Annotated in this window: 1 protein-coding gene; it reads right to left on the reverse strand. The window is 47.8% G+C overall.

The features are described from left to right. Nucleotides 1-111 precede the first annotated feature (111 nt). Nucleotides 112-22,206 (reverse strand): tandem-95 repeat protein, encoded by a 22,095-nt coding sequence (locus tag L3V36_RS13665; protein ID WP_208774879.1) that lies wholly within the window; start codon nt 22,204-22,206, stop codon nt 112-114. Nucleotides 22,207-22,256: the final 50 nt, after the last annotated feature.

Here is a 22,256-nt window from a genome sequence, read left to right on the forward strand (position 1 = left end):
AGCCATGCATCAATGACTCTACATGGCTTTAATGAGGGCAACTTTACGCTGCCCGATCTACTTGTTGGTTTAGACTAAATGTCGGTTCAGACTAAAACTAAGCCCTCTCGATTAAATCGAGCTTTGGTCGAAGTCGTTGTCTTGATCGGTTCCAGTTTGAGAATCTGAATCGAAGCTTCCAGAGTCGTCCGTGAAGTCAACACCTTGATCTTGACCACCTGAACTTGTCCAGTCGCTGCCACCAGATTCCATACCTGCCATGTCTGGTTGCTGCTCTTGAGTAGAACCTTGCATGGTGTATTGATCATCGACCTCAACCTCAACAGAACCGCTAGCACCGTCTATTGAACTACCCAATTCGTCGTAACCTTGGAATTGGATCTCGCTAGTACCTTCGTAACCTTCTGGTAGTTCGACAGATACAGGCTGCTCTAGGTTGCCACTGATTGTGAAGCTACCATCACCGTTATCCAGTGCGTTGCTCACAGTAGCGCCCTCAGGTAAGCCAGACATATCAGCGTAATCAACCGATTCGTTACCACTTACCTCATCTGGAATCGAGATAGAGATGGTATCACCCGGTGCCGCGGTTACATCTGCTGTACTGTCTTCAGTTTCAGCATCTTGAGCTTGGTCATCAGCTTGTTGAGCCACTTCCACTTGTTGCTCTTCTGTTGCTTGAGCAGCTTGGACTTGTGGTTCATCACTTTGTACTGAATCATCTTCAACTTGGATGCTTAAGCTATGACTTGATACTTCACCGCCGTCGTTAACTTCAACATTCATCGCTAAGTTGCCATCGAAGTCTTCGTTCGGCCAGTAAGTCCACTCACCTTCACCTGATTCGGCAAAGAAGCCAGCATCGTTCGCGTCTGCAACATCAACAACTTGTGCAGAATCACTCACGCCCAACTCATCCACCAGCTGTGCATCCGTGATAGTTAGTGAACCATCATCAGCTAAGGCATAACCTTCACTCGCCGCTGCTTCATCTCCGCCTTGGATATCCACATTGAAGAAGCTTTCGATGCGATTTTCGCCATCGGTCGCTATAAATCCAACTTGAACATCACCGGTGTAGTCTTCAGCAGGTGTGAATTGATAGTTACCTTGGTTATCGCTCTCAATTACGCCCTGACCTTCCATCAAGCTTACTGACTCAATGCTCATGCTATCGCCTTCTGCATCGCTCAGGTTCGCTAACATGTCTTCATCAGTGAACGACAAGGTTGCATCCGCTGCGATTTCCGTCGTTGTGATGCTGTTAACTTCTGGTGCTGCATTCTCTTGTGAGTCGCCTTCTTTCACGACTACGCCAGTTTGCTCATCATGAAGCACGCCATCTTTATCAACTACGTACGCAATGTCTGCTTCGCCCGTGAAGCCTGGTGCTGGTGTGAACGTCCAAGTGCCATCGCCATTATCGACAATCTCACCTTGGCTGCGGTCAGCAAGATGAACCAGTTTCACTTCATCATCACTGTCTGCATCCACATTCTCAGCCAATCCGATTAGGTCGTCCGCCGTTAGGATGATGGAATCACCCGCTACAGTTTCGAAATCACCTGAATCGATACCATCATCAAACGCTTCCGGCTCATCTCCGTAATCAACGGTTGTTGCACTTACGGTTACGAAGAACTCACCATGGAAGTCTTCAGGAGGCGTCATTTGAATGTTTGAGATATCCCAATCGAACAGGTCGATGTATTGACCCGGCTCGGTGATCATCACGGTATTCACACCATCTGTTACCTCGAATCCAACAGGGAAACCTGTCATCACTAGATTACTTAGTGTTTCTGAATCATCGACTAGGCCAACATTCAGTCCTAAGTGACCGGTTTCATCCTCACCGAAAACCAATGGACCGTCATGGTCAGTTGAAATAACCGCGCCATCTGCGACAGGACGTACGAACACAGGAACATCGAGAACGGTTTCAAACTCACCGTCACTCACGACAACTTGTAGGTCAGAAACACCCGCAAAGTCGCCTGTTGGTGTGAATGTCCACGTACCATCACCGTTGTCTGTTACTTCTCCGCCATCTTCACCGTCTGCGGTGATAATGCGAGAAACAACAAGGTCAGCGGTATCAATATCACCGAACAAGTTCATCAAGTCGCCAGCATCGAAGGTGAACGCGCCATCTTCGTCTGTGGTCATCATTGCGTTGCCGACATTGAATGGTGCGTCGTTAACCGGAATGACATCCACATTCAGCGACCCATCAACCACTTCTTCACCGTCAGTAGCTTGATAACCCAGTTCCACTAAGCCATTAAAGTCTTGAGTAGTCACTAAGTGATACATGCCGTCTGGTTGCTGAGTTAAGGTCGCGTTCGCTGGAGCTCGAACTGTGATGCTCTCAATGCTGATCTCGTCGCCATCAAGGTCTGTCACTTGATCCGCGATGTAAGCTGGGTCAATCACCATGACCACATCTTCTTCGCCTTGCATCTCAATCATTGGCGCTTCAGGTGCATCATTCACTGGCGTAACATCGATGTTGCCGTCGACTGAAATTGTCTCTTGGCCATCGCTAACGTTAAACGTCATTGGCACATCGCCATTGAAGTTTTCGTTTGGCGTAAATGACCAAGTACCATCTTCGTTGTCTAGCAACTCACCCAAGCTAGAGTCGATTTGTAGACCCGAAGCTGACAGCTCATCTGCGGTGTTATCGATGTCGGTAGCTTGAGCTAACAACATGTCTTGTGTGATAAGGATGGTGCTGTCTTCGGCTGTGGTTAGTTTCACATCCTCAGACTCTGGTCCATCGTTCACAGCCAGAACTTCGATACCTGCCGTTGTTGTTGCAGTTGCACCGTCATCATCGGTCACGACCACATCTAGGCTGATATCACCGTTAAAGTTCTCACTCGGCGTGAAGGTCACAGAACCATCATCGTTTTGAACCAATGCGCCGTCAGAGCCAGTGTAGGTCACGCTTTCAAGCGACACTTCACCATCAACGTCTGAGCTGTTCGCAATCAACTGCTCAGGGCTAATAGTAATCGTGCCATCTTCGTTCATTTGGTAAGAGGTAGAACCCGCCACTGGTGCATCATTCACATCCGTTACCGTCACATCAATATTGGCATCGACTGTCTCAGTGCCATCAGACACTGTGAAGCCTAGGTTGACATCGCCATTGAAGTTCTCGTTCGGAGCAAAGCTATAAGTGCCATCACCGTTATCAGTGAACACACCTTCTGCGCCCGTGTAAGACACATTCGAGATAGACAAGTCATCGCCGTCAATGTCTGCAGCGCCTGCTAGTAGGTCTGCATCCGTGAAGATTAGCGTTCCATCTTCCTCAACGGTAAAGTTTTGGTCTTCTGCTGTTGGTAGGTCATTGACTGGGTTAACCGTTAGGTCGACGCCAGCTTGAACAGTTTCAAGGCCATCTGAAACATCGAAGCTTAGGTCTATGTCTCCGTTGAAGTCAGCATCCGGAGTGATAGTAAATGAACCATCATCGTTCGCTGTTACGGTCGCATTGTCACCTGCAGATAGGTTGCTTGCGGTCAGTGCATCACCATCAACATCGGATGCGTTAGCCAGCAACTGCTCTTGAGATAGCGTAATTGAACCATCTTCATCAACCGAGTAAGCCACGTTTCCGGCCACTGGTGCGTCGTTAACTGCAATGACTTCAATACCAGCGGTAGTCTGAGCTGTCGCACCGTCGTCATCAATAACCGTCACATCAAGGTTGATGTCACCGTTAAAGTTTTCGTTTGGTGCGAACGTTACCGAACCATCTTCATTTTGAACCAAGATACCGTCTGCACCTGAGTAGCTCACGCTATCAAGCGACACTTCACCGTCCACATCGGAGCTATTAGCAATCAACTGCTCAGGGCTCAATGTGATGGTGCCATCTTCGTTCATTTGGTAAGACGTTGCGCCTGCCACTGGTGCATCGTTAACGTCTGTTACCGTTACGTCGATATTTGCATCAACCGTTTCTGTACCGTCAGATACCGAGAAGTCCAGACTTACGTCACCATTGAAGTTCTCGTTCGGTGCAAAGGTGTAAGTGCCATCGCCATTGTCGGTGAACACACCCTCTGCGCCAGTGTAAGACACATCGGCAACTGAAAGCTCATCACCATCAATATCAGAAGCACCCGCTAGCAGTTGCTCATCAGTAAAGGTAAGTGAACCGTCTTCTTCAATGGTGTAAGCGACATCTTCAACAACTGCGATGTCATTCACTGGATTCACAGTAAGGTCGGCCGTTGCAACAACTGTTTCAGTACCATCAGAAAGGTCGAAGCTTAGGTCAATATCACCATTGAAGTCGGCATCCGGAGTAATGGTAAATGAACCATCATCGTTTGCCGTAACGGTAGCGTTATCACCCGCGGTTAGGTTAGCCGCGGTAAGATCATCGCCGTCCAAATCCGATGCTTGAGCAAGCAGTTGCTCTTGGCTTAGCGTGATTGAACCATCTTCATCCACTGAGTAAGCCAAGTCACCTGACACTGGCGCGTCGTTAACCGCGATAACTTCAATACCCGCAGTGGTTTCAGCGGTTGCACCGTCTTCATCTGCAACGGTGACATCGAAGCTGACATTGCCGTTGAAGTTTTCATTTGGTGCGAAGCTGTAAGTACCATCACCATTGTCAGTAAAGATACCGTCTGCGCCTGAGTAGGAAACGTCGCTAACGGATACATCACCTTCAATGTCTGAGCTGTTCGCAAGAAGCTGTGCTTCAGAGATGGTAATCACGTTATCTTCGTCAACGCTGTAGGTCGTTGAACCTGCAACCGGCAAGTCATTAACAGCAATGACATCGATACCTGCGGTTGTTTCAGCGGTTGCGCCATCTTCATCCATAACAGATACATCAAGACTGATGTCACCGTTAAAGTTTTCGTTTGGAGCAAAGGTGTAAGTACCATCACCATTATCAGTGAATACACCATCAGTGCCGCTGTAGCTTACATCGCTGACAAACACTTCCCCTTCAACATCCGAGCTATTCGCCAGAAGTTGTGCATCGCTTAGCGTGATACTGCCGTCTTCTTCAACGCTGTAAGTTGTAGAACCTGCTACCGGTACGTCGTTGATTGGAACCACTTGAACATCAATATTCGCCGATACAACATCAGTGCCATCGCTGACATCGTAAGTTAGGTCGACATTACCATTGAAGTTCTCGTTTGGAGCGAAGGTGTAAGTGCCATCGCCATTATCCGTGAACACACCGTCGGTGCCTTCGTAATTAACCGACTCGACAGAAAGGTCATCGCCATCAATATCCGTTGCACCAGCCAATAGCTGTTCATCGGTAAAGGTCAGCGAGCCATCTTCATTAATGGTGTAGTCGTGGTCGTAAATAACCGAAAGGTCGTTAACTGCTGTTACAGTAACGTCTAGTTCCGCAGGCGTAACCCCGCCGTTGCCATCGTCCACGTTGTAACTAATCGAGAATTCACCATTGAAGTTCTCTTCCGGTGTAATGGTGTAAGTACCATCACCATTGTCAGTGATAAGAGCGTTCTCAATGGAAACATCTCCAACACTTGGTTCGTTTCCACCCGTCTCACCAGAGTCATCACCTTCATCGTCGGTTAGCAATTCAGAGATATCAATGCCGTTTTCATTCGCGAGCGCTTCTTCTGCCGTTGGTAAATCAAACGCATTCTCGCTGCCTACATCTTGGCTTGGAACAATAACGCCGTTCACGATATCAAATACATGCCAATGGTCACCTGATGGGTTATCAGATAAATCTGGGCTGAAGGTTTCAACCAATGTATCGCCTACAAATACCTGAACCTGTACATCTTCAACACCATCTACATCCCAACTTCTGCTGGTGTAGTTGTGTACTGAATAGTGCATGTCAGCATCTTGATAATTTGGAATAGTGATGGTTTCAGGACCACCGCCATTCGTGTCATCTACATCTTGCTGAACGACATTACCTTCGCCCAAATCGTGGCTCATGTCGCGATAGTAAATATGGTCTAGCTCATTGCCATTTTCTGTATCGTAGAGCCATAGATGGTTGTCCATATCACGTGGGCTTTCACCCCATGTGACCACGATACGCATATCAGTTTCTTCAAGCACTTCCGATATTGCGGTTACGCCACCATTGGTATCTTCACCAGCTGGAACCAGGAAGCTGCTAGTAATAGAGCCTTCTTGTTCAATAGTGACGGTACCTTGGTCAACAACAGGACCGCTCACAGAGTAGTTACCGGATTGATCCGTCTCCGCCGTGTAAGAATGACCTGCGTTGTCGGTTAGCGTAACATCCGCACCTGCGATTGGATTACCAGTTTCAGCATCCAACACTGTACCGGTTACGGTTGTTTCATCGCCCTGCTCTCCAATAATTGCGGTCATGTCATCGTCTTCGATGTCAGTCGCGAATTGTAGGAGCTCTTCTTGAGTAATGGTGTATGAACCGTCTTCTTCAATGGTTATCGCCACATCAGCAGAAACAATTGGCGCGTCGTTAACTGGGTCAACGGTCAAGCCTAAGTTAGCGGCAATTGGTGTGTCGCCATCGCTGATGCTGTAGGCAACATCGATGTAGCCATTGAAGTTTTCGCTTGGAGTGATTGAGAACGTGCCATCGCCATTGTCGACAATCGTTGCATCGTCACCCACTAAGGTTAAGTCGGAAGCGACAAGGTCGTCGCCCTCAATATCAGCGGCATTCGCAAGTAGCTGCTCCTGCGTGATAGTGATGACATTATCTTCATCAACGTTCGCGTAAACATCGGATGTCGTTGGCAAGTCATTGACTGGGTTTACCGTCAGATCGGCGTTCGCCACAATTGACTCAGTGCCGTCCGAAATATCAAAGCTTAGGTCGATATCGCCATTGAAGTTCGCATCTGGCGTTACCGTAAAGGTGCCATCGCCATTATCAACAACGGATGCATTATCGCCTCCGCTTAGGTTGCTTGCGGTCAGGTCATCGCCATCCACATCAGATGCTTGAGACAGCAACTGCTCTTGAGTCAGAGTAATCGAACCATCTTCATCAATGCTGTATGCCAAGTCACCCGATACTGGTGGATCATTAATTGGAAGAACATCAATACTTGCGCTGGTGGCTACTGTCGCACCGTCTTCATCTGTCACCACTACATCGAGGCTAACATCGCCATCGAAGTTTGCGTTCGGCGCGAAGCTAAATGTTCCATCGCCATTGTCAGTAAAGATGCCGTCAGCGCCTGTGTAGTTCACGCTATCAATCGCCACTTCACCTTCAATATCAGAAGAGTTCGCCAACAGTTGCTCTGCACTGATGGTGATAACTTCATCTTCGTTTACTGAGTAACTGGTTGAGCCTGCGATTGGCGGATCGTTCACCTCAAGTACAGTGATTCCCGCTGTGGTCGCTTCTGTTGCCCCTTCTTCATCGGTAACAACAACCGCTAAGCTCACATCACCATTGAAGTTCTCGTTTGGCGAGAAAGTATAAGTGCCGTCACCGTTGTCTTCGAACACACCATCACTGCCAGTGTAAGACACGCTATCAATCGCAACCTCACCTTCAATATCTGAAGAGTTGGCTAATAACTGTTCATTACTGATCGTGATTGAGTTGTCTTCATGCACAGTGTAAGACGTGCTGCCTGCCACTGGTGGATCGTTCTCAGGCGTCACGCTCACATCAATGTTGGCTTGAACCGTATCCGTGCCATCTGACACATCAAAGCTGAAGTTCACATCACCATTGAAGTTCTCGTTTGGCGCAAAGCTGTAGCTTCCGTCACCATTGTCGGTAAGCACACCATCAGCACCCGTATATGTCACACCTTCGACTGTTAGGTTATCACCTTCAACATCCGTTGCACCCGTTAACAGGTCAGCGTCAGTGAAGTTAAGAACCCCATCTTCACCAATAGTGAATGCTTGGTCTTGTGGCTCTGGCGCATCATTGACCGGTGTTACCGTCAAGTCTAGGCCAGCCGCGACCATGTCTTCCCCATCGGTTACATCGTAACTAAATTCGATATTACCGTTGAAGTTTTCACTCGGTGTAATGGTGAAGCTGCCATCGTCGTTCATTTGAACGGTCGCATTTTCATCATTGGTAGTTAGGTTGATTGCTGATAAATCATCACCATCAATGTCAACAGCGTGCTCTAGCAGCTGCTCTTGAGTTAGCTTGATGCTGTTGTCTTCGGCTGTCACAGCACTGATGTCACCATCAACTTCTGGAGCATCATTCGCTGGCGAGATATGAATCGTCACATCTTGTGTTGCCGTCGCGGTGGTACCCGTATCAACATCAGTCGATGTCGCATTTATAGTTAGAACCACATCACCATTGAAGTCACCTGAAGGGATAAACTCTAGCCCTTCTAGCTCGCCTGGTTGCAATGACCATGTGCCATCACCGTTATCGGTACCTGCAGAAAGCGAGCTGCCTTCCGGCACATCTTCAATCAAAATAGCAAGGTTTTCTGAACCATCGGTATCAGTAAGCGCCGCATCAATATCAAGTGGTACAGGTGTATCTTCGGTACCAATGATTTGGTAATCCGCGTCAGACACTGTGATTTCAATGTTATCGATGCCAAACGACTCATCACTCACACCTTGGTTCAAGGTTGAACCGAAGCCTAACTCAAGTTGGCCGTCTTCAACGGGTACCGTTAGGTTGATTTGGTGTGCTTGGTCGTTCCAACCACTGAAGCCTTCACCTTGCGACACGCCGTGAACAACTTCACCCACTTCATTGCCCGCTGAATCGTACAACGTTGTAGTGCCATCTTGAGTTTGGAACGCCGAGTTGTCTAACGAAGTAAGCTCTTCGCCGCCGACAAAGATTTGGAATGACTCACCATCCCAAGAATCAATTTCGTAGAAACTGAACGAGATATTAACTTCGCTCACATCACTTGGAATGTCGTAAGTTTTGCTGACAGCTTCATCGCCACCAGTGCCACCAATACGACCTAGCATGTCACCTGATTCGAAGCCTTGTGAGCTTTCAGTACCGGTATTCCAACCGTTTGAGCCAGACTCGAAGTTGTCTGACGCAATCACTAGGTCAGACGCAATCGACAGCTCTGGCATATCAACCACAGATTGAACATCAATCGTCGCTTCTGCTGGTACTGTCGCTGTACCGTCATTCACGTCGAACGTCACATTTACATTGCCGTCGAAGTTTTCATTCGGTGCGAATGTGTAAGTACCGTCGCCGTTATCAACCAAAGTACCGCTATCTGAAGCAACATTTTCAACCGATAGGTTGTCGCCATCAATGTCGCCCGCATTTTGCAGCAGTTGCTCTTCTGTGAAGGTAAAGCTGGTGTCTTCTTGAGTCACAAATTGTGGCTCACCGACTGTTGGCAAGTCATTAACTGGGTTGACCGTTAGATCAGCCGTTGCTTGAAGCGTCGCATCGCCATCGGTAATGTCGAAGTTCAAATCAATGTCGCCATTGAAGTTAGCATCTGGCGTGATAGTGAAACTACCATCATCGTTTGCTGTAACTATCGCATCACCACCAACAGTTAGATTAGCCGCTGTTAAGTCATCGCCGTCAACATCGCTCGCTTGAGCAAGTAATTGCTCTTGGCTCAAGGTAATTGAACCATCTTCGTCCACGCTGTACGCCAAGTCACCCGATACCGGAGCATCGTTAACAGGCAGAACATCAATGCTTGCGTTGGTTGCTACGGTTGCGCCTTCTTCATCAGTAACGACAATATCAAGGCTTACATCGCCATCGAAGTTAGCGTTTGGTGCGAAGCTGAATGTTCCGTCACCATTGTCGGTAAATATACCATCTGAGCCTGTGTAGTTAACGCTATCAATCGCCACTTCACCTTCGATATCAGAAGCGTTCGCCAACAGTTGCTCTGAACTGATGGTGATAACTTCGTCCTCGTTGACTGAGTAGCTCGTTGAGCCTGCGATTGGTGGATCGTTCACCTCAAGTACAGTAATACCCGCAGTGGTCGCTTCAGTTGCGCCCTCTTCGTCGGTAACAACAACATCAAGGCTAACTTCGCCGTTGAAGTTTTCGTTTGGTGAGAAGGTGTAAGTACCGTCACCATTGTCTTCAAAGACACCGTCAGCGCCAGTGTAAGTCACGCTATCGACTGCTACATCACCTTCAATGTCCGAAGAGTTAGCAAGTAACTGTTCGTCACTGATGGTAATTGAGTTGTCTTCATGAACGGTGTAAGACGTGCTACCTGCAACCGGTGGATCATTCTCTGGTGTCACGCTGACATCAATGTTGGCTTGAACCGTATCTGTGCCATCTGACACATCAAAACTGAAGTTCACATCACCATTGAAGTTCTCGTTTGGCGCAAAGCTGTAGCTTCCGTCGCCATTATCAGTAAGAACACCGTCCGCACCTGTGTAAGTAACGCCTTCAACCGATAGGTCATCCCCATCAATGTCGGTCGCCCCTGTCAGCAAGTCTTCGTCAGTGAAGTTCAAGACCCCATCTTCGCCAATGCTGAACGTTTGGTCTTGTGGTTGTGGAAGGTCATTAACTGGATTGACGGTTAGGTCAGCCGTCGCAACAAGCGTATCTGTACCGTCGCTAATGTCGAACGTTAGGTCAATGTCACCATTGAAGTTCGCATCTGGCGTAATGGTAAAGCTGCCGTCATCGTTAGCAACAACCGTCGCGTCTCCATCAACAATCAAGTTAGAAGCAGTCAGGTCGTCTCCGTCTACATCGCTTGCTTGAGAAAGAAGCTGCTCTTGGCTCAAGGTAATCGAACCGTCTTCCTCAACACTGTATGCCAGGTCGCCTGATACTGGTACGTCGTTGATTGGTAATACATCAACCGTAATAAACGTATCAACTTGAGCGCCGTCTTCATCTTGAATGGTCACATCCAACTGCACTTGGCCGTTGAAGTTTTCATTCGGAGCGAAGCTACATGTACCGTCACCATTGATTGAGAAGATACCGTCTGGGCCATCGTAGTTGATCTCAACAAGCTCAACATCACCTTCAATATCAGAAGCGTTCAGCAGAACTTGAGACTCATTGAAAGTCAGTACTGAATCTTCATCGATGGTGTATGACGTTGGGCCAGCAACTGGCGGATCGTTCACCTCAAGGACAGTAATACCCGCAGTTGTTGCTTCGGTCGCGCCATCTTCATCCGTAACGACAACATCTAGGCTAACTTCGCCATTAAAGTTCTCGTTTGGCGAGAAGGTGTATGTACCGTCACCGTTGATTTCCAGAACACCGTCGCTACCACTGTAAGTCACGTTATCAATTGCGACTTCGCCTTCGATATCCGAAGAGTTCGCTAGCAGTTGTTCGTTACTGATTGTAATAGAGTTGTCTTCATGAACCGTGTAAGACGTACTACCCGCAACCGGAGGGTCATTCTCTGGCGTCACGCTCACATCAATGTTGGCGCTTACCGTATCGGTACCATCTGATACATTGAACGAGAAGTTTACATCGCCATTGAAGTTTTCGTTTGGCGCGAAGCTGTATGTGCCATTGCCATTGTCGGTTAGGACACCGTCTGCGCCAGTGTAAGTTACACCTTCAACACTTAGGTCGTCCCCTTCAATGTCCGTTGCACCTGTTAATAGGTCTTGGTCATTGAAAGTTAACACGCCATCTTCGCCGACTGTGAATGCCTGGTCTTGTGCTTCTGGACCGTCATTCACTGGTGAAACTGTTAACTCAAGGTTGGTAGAGACAACATCATCACCATCAGACACATCAAACGTAAAGCTCACATCGCCATTGAAGTCAGCATCTGGCGTTAATGTGTACGTACCATCACCGTTATCGGTAATCGTAACGCTCTCATCATCGGTTGCTAAATTCAGAGCCGTCAGCTGGTCGCCATCGAGATCACGAGCATTGGCTAACAAGTCTTCTTGCGTAATGGTGATAGAACCATCTTCTTCTACTGTTGCAGCAACAGGCAGTGCTTCAGGTGCGTGCTCAATGTGCGCGCCTGTCGCGTTAATGTAGATAGTTTGAGAGACCGTTTCAGAATCATCATTCGATAGCTCTGTTGCGGTTGCGGTTACATGAACTTCAAGCTGTTCGTTGAAGTCTTCTGGTAACTGGATTTGTAGTGAATTTTCGATAGCCGTTGTCGGTAAGTTCACCGTACCATCAGGGCCAACGGTCACTTCACCGCTGTAGATTTGGCTGTTCACTTCACCCACATCGATTGTGAAGTTGAAATCTGTGTAGTCAGCATCACCGCCGCCATACAAATCTTCAAAGCCGTAAACCAGCTCGCCGTCTTCATTAACCGTCGTGCGAGTATGTTCGATACCATCTTGGTTTAGCTGAGAGCTTGAACCACCATGGAAGATCGCGTCACCATTCTGGCCTTGAACCACGGTCTCAGTGCCATCTGCCGCAACAAAGACAAGTTGAGGATCAACCGTATCCATGTTCGCAGGCGAACCATCCTCAGCACGGAACTCATACTGACCGTCTTGCATCGCATCAAAGTCGTTGTGCTGATGTCCGTTTGGAATTAAGAACAGGTTAAAGCTCTCACCTTCCTCGACTTGGAAGCTGAACTGATCTTGCCCAGGGACAAGGTCACCGCCGCCACCCACTTGTGATGCATTCTCGTAGACAACTTCAACACCTGTAATGTTGCCGTCTTCATCGACTTTGTAGTAACCCGCTGCGTTTTGGTATCCCGCGGTTTCACCTTCAAACGTTACTGTGATTTCAGTATCGTTGTAACTGGTGATACCGTTTTCTTGGTCATTCAGAACGCCTTCATTATCGTATTGAATAACCGAACCTTCTGGCACACCATCCACCGTTACCGTCAGTGTTTCTGATAGATCTTGGTCTACTAGCGCAGCCGCAATATTAAGCTCAACAATGCCGCCTGGCTCAACCAAAATAGCTTGGTCATCAACGTTAACGCCGTCGCCATCGGTTATCACAAGATCCGGCGCATCCGCGACTGCTTCAATATGAACGTTAAGGTCTTGTTCAACCTCATCCGTACCGTCTGTTACCGTAAAGCTGAACTGCAGATCACCACTGAAGTGCTCTTCAGGAACGAAGCTGAACGTGCCGTCACCATTGTCGGTGACTGTACCTTCATCGCCAGAGTAATTGATGCTAGTAACGCTTAGGTCGTCGCCATCAATATCAATTGCACCACTCAACAAATCTTCTTGAGTGAACAGGATGCTGCCATCCTCTTCGATGTGGTACATGCCTGGGGCAACAATTGGAATGTCATTCACCGGATTCACGGTCAATGTCATATTATTAGACGTGCTCAGCTCACCATCGCTCACCTCATAAGTGAATGCAATATCACCGTTGAAGTTTTCAGAAGGTGTCACTGTGTACGTGCCATCACCATTGTCTACAATGCTGGCGTTCGGATCATTGGTTTCAAGCGAAGAAGCAAATAGCTGATCGCCATCTTGGTCGCTCGCGTTCTCCAACAGCATTTCTTGTGTAACGAGGATTGAACCATCTTCGTCGACATCAGCCACCATTGGCGTCGCTTCTGGTGCATCGTTGACGAACTCAACTTTTAGGTCGATGTTTGCGGCAACCACATCAGTGCCATCGCTCACATCAAACGCTAAGTCAACGTTACCGAAGAAGCCCTGCTCTGGTGTTAATGTGTATGTTCCATCGCCATTATCTGTGACTTCTACCGTGTCGCTTGCGCTCGTCACATTCACCACAGACAGTTCATCACCTTCAACGTCTGTCGCTTGTGCCAGTAATTCAGCTTCGGTAATAGTAATCGCTTGACCATCTTCCGTAATGAAAGACATGTCTGGAACGTCTGGCGCATCGTTGATTGGATTTACGGTTAAGTTGAGGTTGGCAGCCACGGTCTCAATCGCGTCAGTGACATCGTAAGTAAATTCAATCTCACCAAAGAAGTCTGCACTTGGTGTGATCGTGAAGCTACCGTCTGGGTTTTCTACAACAACCGCATTTGGATCGTTGGTCGCAAAGTTAACCGCTTCAAGGTTATCGCCATCGACATCCGTTGCATTCGCTAACAGATCCTCTTGAGTGATAGTGATTGAACCATCTTCATCAACAGCGACTTCAATTGGACCACTCACCTCAGGGCCTTCATTGACAATTTCAACGTCAACTCTTGCAGTACTTGGCGCGCTTGCTTGACCATCACTGATATCGAAAGTCAGATTCACTTCACCAGAGAAGTTCTCTGCAGGTTCGAAGGTAAAGGTATTATCACCGTTATCCGTTAAGGTACCTTGCGTTTGGTCTGCAAGTAATAGGTTTTCAACATGAAGAATGTCGCCATCAACATCGGTCGCACCAGACAATAGGTCTTTCGCTTCGATGATCATGGAGCCGTTTTCAAGCATTTGTGTGTGCAATGGCTCACCAGGAACTGGCACATCATTGACCGGTACAACGGTTAGGTCTAAATGCGTTGCAACTTCATCAGTACCATCAAACACCTTGTAGTCGATGTCGATTTCACCATTGAAGTTTTCATTCGGCATAAAGGTAAACGTACCATCGCCGTTATCAACTAGCTCACCGTTGTCACCACCGTAAGTGATGTCAGAAATAGACAGCGTATCGCCTTCCACATCTGTGGTGTTCGCTAGCAAGTCATCCGCACTGAACGTGATACCTTCATCTTCGTCTGTCGATAGAACAATCGGGCCAGAAACGATTGGCGCATCATTCACCGATTCGAAGTTGATGTTGATGATGTTGCTGTCTGTTAGCTCACCATCGGTAACTTGGTAGCCGAGTTCGATTTCACCATGGAAGTTTTCATCCGGCGTTACCGTCCAAGTACCATCACCATTATCGATGAGTGTTGCATGCTCTGAGTTTTCACCCACCAGCTCTAGATTTTCAATATCAAGGTCGTCGCCATCAATATCAGATGCTTGCGCCAGTAGTTGCTCTTCAGTAATCACAACCGAAGCAAATTGAGCAGAACCTTCAGTATCGATAGTGATATTAGGAAGATCAGCCGTTAACTCAATTTCGTTGTCACCCGCATGGATGTTCAACTCAACCGTTTCGGTGATTTCTGAACCGTCTACACCAATCGATGTGAACACCGCTTCATCATGAAAAGTTTGTGACACTGTCATGTTTTGAACGACGTAAGTACCATTACCTTGCACGGTACCAAGCTCAAAGTAAGACACCGGTTGATCAACCGTTAGCGTGTAATCTGTCTCGAAAGTACCCCGGTCTTCTTTGTGGTAAGTCATCGAGTCAATTAGGTCGCCATCCTCATTGAACGCTTTGATTTCTACTTCTGTAAAGTGACGAGACTCTTCCATGAACCAACCACCCAAACCATCTAGGTGGAAACTGATTTCATTGATGTCTTGACCTTCAACCGAAACAGTCAGTTTCTCATCACCACTCAGGCCTTGACGGTCTGTATCACCAAGTCCGTGACCAATGTGGGTGTTACCATTCCAGGCACCAAGTGGATCATCGTTACTTTGAACGGTTACCGTTAAGTCACCATCTGAGAACTCACGCGTATAAGGGTCTACTTCTGTACCCCAGTCATCCACGCTCGCGTTATCGTCAAACGTACCGATTTGTGTGGTGTGTGTACTTTCAGCCAATGCTTCATCACTAGGAACAAAGCGTACTTCGGTATCTGCAGGAACTTCTTGTCCTACCTCCAGCACCACCCATTCGTCATTGACATTCGCTTCAATGATGCCGTTTTCTGGCGCTTGATCTAAACGTAGTGCAGGTTCTTCACGAAGCGTCACACCAACCGTTTGGTCTTCTTGCGCTTGGATGAATATTTCATCGCCCGCTTCCGGCGCATCGTTGACAGGATTAACCGTCAAGTCGAGTGTCGTCAGAACTTCATTCTCACCATCACTGATGCTGTATGTGAAGTCTAACTCGCCATTGAAGTTTTCTGTGTGCGTAATGGTGAATGAACCATCGTCATTCGCAACAATCGTCGCGTCAGGATCGTTGGTTTGTAGGTTAGTTGCCGTTAGCTCATCACCCTCAACATCGGTCGCATTCGCAAGTAACTGCTCTTGAGTAATGGTGATTGAATTATCTTCGTCGACTTCAGCCTGAATACCAGATGTTTCAGGGCCGTCATTCACAGCAATAACATCGATGCCAGCGGTTGTAGTTGCGGTTGCACCGTCTTCGTCAACGACAACAACGTCTAGTGAAATATCACCATCGAAGTTTTCATTTGGCGTAAAGGTGTAAGTACCATTGCCATTATCAACAAAAGAGCCGTCATCACCGGAGTACGATACTCCTGACAGTGATACATCGCCTTCTACATCGGAAGAGTTTGCCAATAGTTGCTCATCACTGATCGTGATTTGGCCATCTTCTTGAACTGTGTAAGATGTCGAGCCCGCTACCGGTGGATCATTCTCAGGCGTTACGCTGACATCAATAACAGCTGATGTTGAATCAGTACCGTCAGAGACATCGAATGAGAATTGAACATCACCATTGAAGTTCTCGTTTGGTGCAAAGCTGTATGTGCCGTCGCCATTATCGCTAAGAACACCATCTGCACCTGTGTAGAGCACGTTTTCAATCGACAGCTCGTCACCATCAATATCTGACGCGCCTGCAAGCAGGTCAGCATCGGTGAAGAGTAAGGTACCGTCTTCTTCAATCGTGAACTGTTGATCTTGCGCTTGTGGCAAGTCATTAACCGGATTCACGGTAATGTCTAGGCCAACTTGAACTGAACCACCATCGTTATCGATGATATCGAAGTTCAGATCTAGGTCACCGTTGTAGTCGGCGTTAGGTGTAATGGTGTAGCTGCCATCATCATTGTGTTGGATGGTCGCATTTTCATCAGTAGATAGATTGATAGCTTCTAAGTTGTCGCTATCGATATCACCTGCTCGTGCTAGCAATTGCTCTTGGCTTAGCGTGATGGAGCTATCTTCATTGATGGTGTAAGCCAAATCGCCCGATACTGGTGGATCGTTAATTGGCAGTACATCAACATTAATCTGTGTCTCTACCGTCGCGCCATCTGCATCTTGAATGGTCACATCCAGTTGAACCTGACCATTGAAGTTTTCGTTGGGTGCAAAGCTGCATGTACCATCACCATTTACAGTGAAGATACCGTCAGAGCCATCGTAGTTAATGCCAACAAGCTCTACATCGCCTTCGACATCCGAAGCATTCACAAGAATCTGAGATTCACTGAACGTCAGTACCGAATCTTCATCAATGGTGTATGACGTTGGACCCGCAACCGGTGGATCATTCACTTCTAGTACGGTAATGCCCGCAGTGGTTTCATCAATCGAACCGTCTTCATCGGCAACAATAACGTCAAGGCTGATATCGCCACTGAAGTTTTCATTAGGAAGGAAGGTGTAACTGCCGTCACCATTATCTTGGAACACACCATCTGTGCCGCTGTAAGTGACGCTGTCAATCGACACTGCACCTTCAACGTCAGAAGAGTTTGCTAGCAACTGCTCATCAGAAATTGTGATGGCATTGTCTTCGTTGACCATGTACGAGGTTGAACCCGCAACTGGCGGGTCGTTCTCAGGAGTCACACTGACGTCAATGTTAGCGCTGACCGTTTCTGTGCCATCAGACACATCGAAACTGAAGTTCACATCGCCATTGAAGTTTTCATTTGGCGCAAAGGTATAAGTACCATCACCGTGGTCGGTCAGTACGCCATCACCACCTGTATAGCTAATACCTTCAACGGTTAAGTCATCGCCATCAATATCGGTGGCACCGGTAAGTAAGTCGGCATCTGTAAATTGCAGCGTACCGTCTTCTGCAATACTGAATTGTTGATCTTGAGGAGCTGGCAAGTCATTAACTGGGTTAACCGTAAGATCGGCGGTTGCTTGAACTGTGTCAGTACCATCAGTGATGTTGAATTGAATATCAATGTCACCATTGAAGTTCTCATCTGGTGTGATAGTGAAACTGCCGTCATCGTTAGCTACAACCGTCGCATCACCATCAACCGTTAGGTCGCTCGCGGTTAGGTCTTCGCCTTCAACATCGGACGCTTGAGACAACAACTGATCTTGGCTCAAGGTGATTGAACCGTCTTCGTTTACGTTATAAGCCAAATCACCCGATACTGGTGCATCGTTGATTGGCAGAACATCCACGTTGATGACGGTATCAACTTCTGCACCGTCTTCATCACGAATGGTGACATCAAGCTGAACTTGGCCATTAAAGTTCTCATTCGGAGCGAAGCTACAAGTTCCATCACCATTTACTGAGAAGATGCCCTCAGGGCCATCGTAGCTAATACCCACAAGCTCAACATCCCCTTCTACATCTGAGGCATTAAGTAGCACCTGTGATTCACTGAAGGTCAACACTGAGTCTTCATCAATGGTATAAGACGTTGGGCCAGCAACCGGCGGATCGTTCACTTCAAGAACATTGATCCCCGCAGTCGTCGCGTCGGTCGCACCCTCTTCATCAGCAACAACCACATCCAGTGCAATTTCACCGCTGAAGTTCTCATTTGGCGAGAAGGTGTAAGTGCCGTTACCATTGATTTCAAGGACACCGTCACTACCAGAGTAAGTCACGCTGTCTATCGATACATCACCTTCAATATCTGAAGATGTTGCCAATAGTTGTGCATCAGAAATGGTAATCGAATTGTCTTCATTCACCGTGTAGGACGTTGAACCCGCAACTGGCGGATCGTTCTCAGGAGTCACGCTAACATCAATGTTTGCAGACACCGTATCGGTGCCATCTGACACATCGAAGCTAAAGCTCACATCACCATTGAAGTTTTCGTTTGGAGCAAAGCTATATGAGCCCTCACCTAAGTCAGTCAGTACGCCATCAGTGCCTTCATAAGTGATACCTTCAACCGTCAGGTTATCACCTTCAACGTCTGTCGCGCCTGTAAGCAGATCCGCGTCTGTGAACTGCAAAGTACCGTCTTCTGCAATACTGAACTGTTGATCTTGAGGGACTGGCAGGTCGTTAACTGGGTTAACGGTTAGGTCTGCAGAAGCTTGAACGGTATTGGTGCCATCAGAAATATCGAAGCTGATATCGATGTCGCCATTGAAGTTCTCATCTGGCGTAATCGTGAAGCTGCCGTCATCGTTCGCTACAACCGTTGCATCACCACCAACCGTTAAGCCGCTAGCCGTAAGGTCATCGCCTTCAACATCTGACGCTTGCGATAGCAGTTGCTCTTGGCTCAAACGAATCGAACCGTCTTCATCGATTGAGTAAGCTAGGTCGCCAGACACTGGCGCATCATCAACCGCTGTTACGCTTACGTCGATGTTCGCTGACACCGTATCGGTACCGTCAGATACATCGAAACCGAAGTTTACATCGCCATTGAAGTTTTCGTTTGGAGCAAAGGTGTAAGTACCATTGCCGTTGTCGGTCAGAATACCGTCGCCGCCATCGTAGGTCACACCTTCAACCGTAAGGTTATCGCCTTCAATGTCCGTTGCACCTGTTAACAAGTCTGCATCGGTGAAGATTAACGTGCCATCTTCTTCAACGCTGAATTGTTGATCTTGAGGGACTGGCAAGTCATTGATTGGGTTAACGGTTAAATCGGCAGAAGCTTGAACCGTGTTAGTGCCATCTGAGATATCAAAGCTGATATCGATGTCACCATTGAAGTTCGCATCTGGCGTGATGGTGAAACTGCCGTCATCATTAGCTACAACCGTTGCATCACCACCAACCGTAAGGTCGCTGGCTGTCAGGTCATCGCCTTCTACGTCAGACGCTTGCGATAGAAGCTGCTCTTGGCTTAGACGAATCGAACCGTCTTCATCGATTGAGTACGCTAGGTCGCCAGACACTGGCGCATCATCAACCGCTGTTACGCTCACGTCGATGTTCGCTGACACCGTATCGGTACCATCTGATACATCAAACCCGAAGTTTACATCACCATTGAAGTTCTCGTTCGGCGCAAAGGTGTATGTACCATTACCGTTGTCGGTCAGGATACCGTCGCCACCGTCGTAGGTCACACCTTCAACAGTAAGGTTGTCACCTTCGATGTCGGTAGCGCCTGTTAACAGGTCTGCATCGGTGAAGATAAGTGTACCGTCTTCTTCAACGCTGAACTGCTGATCTTGAGGAACTGGTAAATCATTTACTGGGTTAACCGTTAGGTCAGCCGATGCTTGAACCGTATTAGTGCCATCTGAGATATCAAAGCTGATATCGATGTCGCCATTGAAGTTCTCATCTGGCGTGATGGTAAAGCTGCCATCGTCGTTAGCAACAACCGTTGCATCACCGCCAACCGTTAGGCTGCTGGCAGTAAGGTCATCACCTTCCACATCAGATGCTTGAGAAAGCAACTGCTCTTGGCTTAGACGAATCGAGCCATCTTCGTCGATTGAGTACGCTAGGTCACCAGACACTGGCGCATCATCAACCGCCGTAACACTCACATCAATGTTTGCAGACACCGTATCGGTACTATCTGACACATCAAAACCGAAGTTTACATCGCCATTGAAGTTTTCGTTTGGAGCAAAGGTGTAAGTACCATTACCGTTGTCAGTAAGAATACCGTCGCCACCGTCGTAGGTCACACCTTCAACCGTTAGGTTGTCACCTTCAATGTCAGTAGCGCCTGTTAACAAGTCTGCATCGGTAAAGATGAGTGTGCCGTCTTCTTCAACGCTGAACTGTTGATCTTGAGGGACTGGCAGGTCGTTAACTGGGTTAACGGTTAGGTCTGCAGAAGCTTGAACGGTATTGGTGCCATCTGAGATATCAAAGCTGATATCGATGTCGCCATTGAAGTTCTCATCTGGCGTAATCGTGAAGCTGCCGTCATCGTTTTGAGTAACGGTTGCATCACCACCAACCGTGAGGCCGCTGGCAGTAAGGTCATCGCCTTCAACATCTGACGCTTGCGATAGCAACTGCTCTTGGCTTAGACGAATCGAACCGTCTTCGTCAATTGAGTACGCTAGGTCGCCAGACACTGGCGCATCATCAACCGCTGTTACGCTCACATCGATGTTTGCAGAGACCGTATCGGTGCCGTCTGACACATCGAAGCCGAAGTTTACGTCGCCATTGAAGTTCTCGTTTGGAGCGAATGTGTAAGTACCATTACCGTTATCAGTAAGAATACCGTCGCCGCCATCGTAGGTCACACCTTCAACCGTTAGGTTGTCACCTTCAATGTCTGTAGCACCGGTTAATAGGTCAGCATCAGTGAAGATAAGTGTGCCATCTTCCTCTATTTCAAACGTTTTATCTTCAGGAACCGGCGCGTCATTAATCGGACGTACCGTTAAATCAATTGCGCTGCTAATCGTTTCTTGGCCGTCACTGATGTCGAAAGTAAGGTCAAGTTCACCATTGAAGTCAGCTGAAGGAACTACTGTGAAAGTACCGTCACCATTGTCTTGAACGGTTGCATCAGCACCAACTTGAACGTTAGATGCAACCAGTTCGTCCCCATCTACATCACTTGCGTATTCGAGTAATTGTTCTTGAGTGAATGTTATGGAGCCATCTTCATCCATGATGTAAGCCAGATCTTGTTCTGCTTCTGGCGCATCATTTTCACTTTCTACATTGATTTGGAAAGTTTCACTCGTCGTTTCAGAATCAAAATCATCTTCTACTTGATTCGTTGCTTCACCGCTTTGGTCCTGAACATCGACTGCAAACGTTTCTTCTGCGGTTTCCGAGTCTAGATTATCACCACCTTGTGACCCTTCAGAATCTGTTGATGAGCTTGATGCTGCTGAAGTTTGTACTGCTTGACCTTGGTCTTGATTGCCTTCTGCATCAACTCCCCCTTCAGATCCGGCTGCACCACCGCCTCCTACTGCCTGTGCGCCTGCACCAGAATCCCCACCACCACTTCCGGATGCGCTTTCAGCACTTCCTCCTTCAGAAGCCACACTGTCGACTACATTGGATTGTGCTGCGTCTGAATCTCCATCGCTTTCTGGCGTCTCTTCTTGAACAGCCGCACCAGAAGCCGACGCATCTTCAGCATTACCTGCGCCACTAGGATTGTCTTCTAAAGCCTGATTAACCTCGTCGGCCGCATCCGTGTTTTCAGCACCCGTCGCTATTGTCGACGCAATCGTATTTTGTTGATTTTGTTGATTCTGCTGTTGGGAGGGCGTACCCGCGTCGTTCGTGTCCGTTTGTTCTACCGCGTCATTGAGATCTTCATTTTGGTTGTTTTGGTTATTTTCGCCTGCCATTACAGCCTCCGTTGCTACTAGCTAACTGATCGTATTTAGAGGCATTAAAG

The organism is Vibrio sp. G-C-1, assembly GCF_021728015.1.
Classification (GTDB): Bacteria; Pseudomonadota; Gammaproteobacteria; order Enterobacterales; family Vibrionaceae; genus Vibrio; species Vibrio splendidus.

What these genes read in the sequence shown, in the direction of transcription:
- L3V36_RS13665 (WP_208774879.1), bottom strand. Translation starts at nt 22,206, where the DNA reads ATGGCAGGCGAAAATAACCAAAACAACCAAAATGAAGATCTCAATGAC.